This is a genomic window from Microcoleus sp. BR0-C5, assembly GCF_036705045.1.
In the GTDB taxonomy this organism is placed as follows: domain Bacteria; phylum Cyanobacteriota; class Cyanobacteriia; order Cyanobacteriales; family Microcoleaceae; genus Microcoleus.
Genome location: NZ_JAUBTR010000148.1, coordinates 1 through 5,660, shown reverse-complemented (window position 1 = coordinate 5,660; position 5,660 = coordinate 1). Strand labels below are relative to the sequence as shown.

Below are 5,660 nucleotides of genomic sequence, written 5' to 3'. Positions count from 1 at the left end.
GCTACTTATGAACCCAATAGAGACGACAGCATAATTATATTGGTTTGTCAACTACTTCTACTGGACTGGCTCTCTAGGGGATATCAATTTAGAGAATATCAGCTTGTCAACATTTCCCTTAGCTGGTAAGCAAACTGTCGGTCACTTGGCTGAAATTGTCCCGAATCTGGGCTAATTTCAATTGAGCAATGTTCCTCCAATTGCTTCTTTATCTTCTCAAATAGCCGGAGTGAACCCTAACATCAGCCAATTACCAATTGGTCAAGCTATAAAACAAGTACCGCAACTAGCGCAGGCAAAACTTAACCAAATTGACCTATCTGAGTTTGCGCTCGCCCAAATCCCCAACCTTAATAGCGTAAATTTAGAACAGTTCTCTGGCTGGTCAGAGGAACTCATCAGCAATATTCCGCTGCTGAGTCAAGTCCCGCTTTCAAGCTTTCCGGTTCCTATTGCGTCCATTGGCAGCGCAGTCATGCGAATTGACACGATCTACAGTCGGTACGAGAGCAAGCGCAATAACACAATTTCCGGTTCTGATGTAGAAGGATTTGCGGTAGCGTGCGAGAAAGATTGCGCTTATATCGAACTCGACGACATGGAAAACGCCGGTCGCCGCGCCACAGGGCCGCTAGAAGGCAAGCAGTGGATTAGCGGCAAATACCAGGAAGTGCGAGGCGGTTCTGGCTGTTTGAGCGGTTGGGAACCGACGGGCCGGCATCCTTTTGGGGAAGTGTTTAAAGTAGTGGTAATGGAACCGTCAGAAACCAGCGATACTGTTGACACGGCTCTGTACTTCAGGTTTAGTTTGCCTTGCGGCAAATCGCCTTACATTATTGGTCCGGTTCCGTTTCTCAGTTACAGCGTTAATTCGCCTATGTTTGTCGGTCGATTGGAAGGCGGTTCTTCTAACAGTATTTCGCGTTCAAAAGGCGTCGCCTCTGAAACAAAACCTTCAAAGCCGCTGAGTTCAAATCAAACTAAAGAAAACACTTTACCAACTCAGCCTCTACCTGAATCCAAGCGAGAGTGCGCGCGCCCAGCGACTTACGTTAACGGTGTGGATGTGGCTTTATTAGGAGAGGCGTTAGCGAAGCTTTCCGAAGGAATCGCCAATTTGGAAAATGCAGCCAGTGCCGACTACGAAGCCATTGGCGAGATGGTTTGTACCGAAGGAGCTCGCAACTGCGGGCGGGCGATCGGTCGCTATCAGTTGATGAGTTACCGGGAAGACGTGCAGCGTGCTGTCAGCTCAATTCCAGGGGGGGCTAACTTTATCCTGAACGTCAACAAAGGCCAAAAACCTACAAGAGAGGAACTCTTCCAATATTTTCCTCCTGCTGTTCAGGATAAAGTCTTGCAAAATTCTCTAGCTGAGAGCTTAGTCAGCAGCCAACAGGAAATTGACCCTAAAACTGGGCAAATGTTCAGGGGCGATCGCTTAATTGAGCGAGTAGCACAGAAACACTTTGGGGGTTCTGGCAGTAAAATTGATGCCAGCTATTCCAACATTTTAGGTGGCTACTCTCTCAAACAGTACGGAGAAAAAGTTCGAGAGCTTTATAACCACAATACCAGCGACAATTGCCAAGCTAATTCTGGTGACAGCAATGGTATCAGCAACTCGGTCGGCTCCGGCATTACTTTAAATGCTAGTTGGAGTATTAAGGTGGCGCTGTTCATTAGCTCTTTTTTGGTGGGAATGTGGTTTTTAATTCGACTTTTTCACAAGCGAAAGCAGCAAATCTTTTTGATACTAATCGGTTTGGGGGTAGCAGTTACTCTTGGCACGGCTGCGCTCTCCCATTGAACCAGGGGAAAGAGGAGGTGGAAAAGCAAGTTATTAACAACTATAAGCTGTTGTGCATTTAAATTGTATGTTAAGTGCGGGTTCTCCTGCCCACCCCACAAGAGTAAAGATTTATTTTACTCTGCAATTTAAATGCGGATTAGCTTAACAACCTTCTCTACAACCAAGACGTTTTTAATTGCTGAAGCCATTGATTTTATGGCATTAATATCAATTTCGGTTGTATCGAAATGATTAAACCACAGAGAGCACAGAGGACACAGAGAAAGAGAAGAGAGAGATAATAATTTCGATGTCAGCGGATTGGATGTGACTTCTAAGCTGTTCAGGATATAAATTGTAGAGTCGTTTTGTCTTTCCCGAAGTCTGTCATAAAAATTGACTGTAAGATTTAGAGATACAACAGCTTACTTCAACAAAACACTCTCTCTCGTATTATCTTTTTCTTCTGCTTTAGTGTCCTGTTTTTTCTTTTATTTTGTATGATGGGAGTAACAAATGGTTAAACAAAATAGAGTTAAGCAACAAACAGCAGGCACCCAAAAGATTGTCAACCCCCCGGTTTGGTTAAATCAACTTGGTTACTGGTTTCGCATTGGTTTGACAGTTTTTACCGCCCTGTCGCTATTATTGGGGACAGTTGCTTGCACGAATTCTAGTTCAGCAACAACCGCACCAGCTTCTTGGCAACAAGCTTTGCGAGTCACTCCAAAAGAAACTTTAACCCTAATTGTAAAGGAACACAGCAGCCTTCCAGAACTCAAAGTAGCGGCTGGGCAAAGTGCAGCGGCGGAAGCGATTAAGAGAATGCGAGTGTGGCAAGTTAATGGCTCGGTAGGACGGCTGAACCTTTATGATCTCAATAATTCCGCTCTGTGCGGTACAAAAGGCTGCCTTTATGTTGGCTACTTAATTCCTAATGATTCAAGTCAAATGCCAACAGAAGTATTTGCAGCTTATCTCGACCCCCATAAACCGCCGAAAACTCCTTTGTTTAAGGCTGACAGTTCCTCACACGAGGGTTTGCCTTGTCTAGGAGTGAATCAGCTTGCCAAAGAAGGCCGCCGCCAGCTTCAATTTTGCTACGACGGCCTTACCTATCAACTTGCTGAAAGCCAGCTTTTCAGTAGTTAGTGTTTAGTAGTCTGCGGGTTCATCGAAGTCAAAATCTTCTGCTGAATCAACCTCAACTTCAACCTCAGCAGCCTCGGAAAATTCATCTAATTCCTCTAATTCTGAGTCTGTTCCTCCTTCAACTTGTGCAATTTTGCGAGGGGGTGACAATTTACCTCGATTTTTGCGGTTAGTTACGCTTTCTGGCAACGCCTGGACTTCAGGTTCGACACCAGCAGCTATAGCTGGCAACCCGGCCTCGCTAGCGTCTATGAAACCAGCAATGCTATTGTGCAGTCCCCAAATCAATTTCTTTTGTGGTTTTTGACCGAGAAATAGCTTGTGAAAATTAGCATCAATTGGCTGAGTAATGCTGTGAGTTTTGCAGCAAAACGATTTATTTTTGCCTTCCCCTTCTTTGATAGCTCTAAACTCGACATTCAACACTCCCAAAGAGCGCCACTTGTCATTTTTACCGCTGTAATCTCTCCCAAAGCAATCAGCAAATGCCCGTTCCAAATTGCGGTAAAATTCTTCTCTAGCGCTCTTAAAGCTCCAGAGGGCTACATTCTTGAAGCGGACGACAATCGGTACTTGATGCAGGGGTTGGTTTTTGGGATTTAGAAAGATGAGAGCGTGTTCGGAACACACTTCCTGCGTCTTTTTATCGAGGGAATCGCGATATTCGTCGTAAAGCCCAATAAAAGTACCTGCTAATTCTCCATTTTTTTCAATATCTTTGTAGCGGATGTACTCAGGCACAAAAGCTAATACCAACATTCTCGCTTTTTGGAGAAGTAAGCCTGTCACTTCTTCGCTTAGTTCGACCGTTGTCAATTCCTCAACATTAGGCATTACGTGCCATTCCGCTTTGACAAGCTGGTCGTTCGGGAGCAAAATACCTGCTGGGTTATCGTTAATCACGATTCCATAGGGCAAAGAGGGCTTGCGAGTTTGGTTGTAATCACTGTTGAATAGCTCCGGATCTATCTCGTAATAATCAGCACTCTTGTTCTTTTGCGTGTTGGAGTTTCCACTAGAATTCTGTACTGTCTTACTGGGAGATTTCGCGTTATTGCTTCTTACCATTGTTTACCTATTTTTGTCATGGTCTCCCCCTTGAGGCGATAGCCGCTATCGGAAACATTTAGTTTTTTTTATATCTAAAAAAAATGAACAATTTGCAATTTTTGCCTAAAATTAACAAAGCTACCTTGATACCAATGGCAGTTCAACCTCCTAAACGTTCGTTAACTAGCATCGATTTTGGCGGGTTGTTGGGTCAGTTTATGAAGCCAGAGGGACTGGCAATGTTAGGGCTAATGGCAGGCTTACTTATTGCTTCCAAATTAGTGGGAAATGGGAAGGGTAAAATTACCTCCGGGCGGCTGTGCGGGACGGCAGAAAAATTGGCAGCCACAGGCTCTGCCCTCAAGCAAATGAAAGAAAAAAAACGGCAGCCCGTTACTTTGTGGAGCGGTACGCCGACTTATTGGTTTAAAGGTTGTCAGGGATTGAGTGCTCGATTGCAAACGCTATTAGGTGCAAATCCGACGGTTTGGTTTCCCCACGCAGAACGCGGAACTTTAGTCATTGGTGCTCCGGGTTCTGGCAAAACATTCAGCGTCATTGACCGGATGGTTGAAAGTGCATTCCAGCAAGGTTTTCCTGCCATTATTTACGACAAAAAAGGAGACCAGATGAAAGTGCTTGCACCCCTTGCAGTGCGCTATGGCTACGATGTGCAAGTGTTTGCGCCAGGGGAAGCTTACAGCGGCACTATCAATCCTCTGGATTTTATGAGAGATGCACAAGATGCAGTAATGGCAGCAGAAATTGGACAAGTTATTGCTCGAAATGCTAGTCCGGGGGAGAGTAAAGGCAATGAGTTTTTTGAGAAAGCAGGCGAGTTGATGGCGAAGGGTTTAGTGCAGTTGGCAAAAAGCAGTCCTTACCCGGATTTAGCTTTTGTGTACGCAATTATTCAACTGCCTGATTTGGTCAAGCGCATCGACCACGCCGTTCACCGACCCGACGGTCATCCCCTCAAAATGGACAGGTGGATTGCCTCTAGTTTTTCGCAGTTATTAAGTTCAAAAGATGCTGAAAAAACAGTGGCGGGCATTAAGGCAACCGCAGAGGCAACCTACTCCAGTTTCATTCAAAAAGATTTGCTGCGGGCATTTATTGGTCGCAGCACCATTCCGATTGCTTTAGAAGGCAAAAAGTGCATTATTTTTAAATTAGATGACCAAAGACGCACTGTAGTGGGGCCGCTGTTAGCTGCTGCTATTCATTTATGTGTGGTGTCTAATTTGAGTCGGGTACGTTCTGACCCATTTTTGTACTGCTTAGACGAGTTTCCGTCTCTCAAGTTTGACAGAATGGATCAGTGGGCTAACGAATATCGTTCTGCTGGCGGCGTGCCGATTGTTGGCATTCAATCCCTCAATCAACTCTATAATCTCTATGGGGATAAAAAAGGGGCGGCGATCGCCAGTGCTCTGTCAACTCACGTCTTGTTCAACCCCGGTGACTTTGACACAGCGGAAAAATATTCCAAGCGGTACGGGGAAGTGGAAGTGCTGGTAAAAAATCGATCGACCGGCAGTTCGACGGGGCAGCAAACGAGCCGTTCTGTCAACTGGAGCGAACAGTTGCAACCCACATTCCGCAGTTCTGGCTTTGATGACTAAGGATTTTCATACCTTCACTGTAGGAAAAATATCTGTGCCTA

The 5,660-nt window shown here is 45.2% G+C and carries 4 protein-coding genes; 3 read left to right on the top strand and 1 reads right to left on the bottom strand.

Annotated features, from left to right (window positions below; genetic code table 11):
• The first annotated feature begins 181 nt into the window (after positions 1–181).
• Complete coding sequence (locus QUB08_RS31240) at positions 182–1,810, top strand: hypothetical protein (RefSeq protein ID WP_333230104.1); 1,629 nt, start codon at positions 182–184, stop codon at positions 1,808–1,810.
• Positions 1,811–2,308: 498 nt separating this feature from the next.
• The gene (locus QUB08_RS31235; protein ID WP_333230102.1) at positions 2,309–2,944 is read left to right on the top strand and encodes a hypothetical protein; all 636 of its coding nucleotides are present in this window, start codon (positions 2,309–2,311) and stop codon (positions 2,942–2,944) included.
• A 3-nt stretch (positions 2,945–2,947) separates the two neighbouring features.
• Here QUB08_RS31235 and QUB08_RS31230 read toward each other — a convergent pair whose 3' ends face one another.
• Positions 2,948–4,012: a DUF5895 domain-containing protein gene (locus QUB08_RS31230; protein WP_333230100.1), complete on the bottom strand. Its 1,065-nt coding sequence runs from the start codon at positions 4,010–4,012 to the stop codon at positions 2,948–2,950.
• An 83-nt stretch (positions 4,013–4,095) separates the two neighbouring features.
• Here QUB08_RS31230 and QUB08_RS31225 point away from each other — a divergent pair, with 83 nt between their 5' ends.
• Positions 4,096–5,619 (top strand): type IV secretion system DNA-binding domain-containing protein, encoded by a 1,524-nt coding sequence (locus QUB08_RS31225; protein WP_333230098.1) that lies wholly within the window; start codon positions 4,096–4,098, stop codon positions 5,617–5,619.
• Positions 5,620–5,660: the final 41 nt, after the last annotated feature.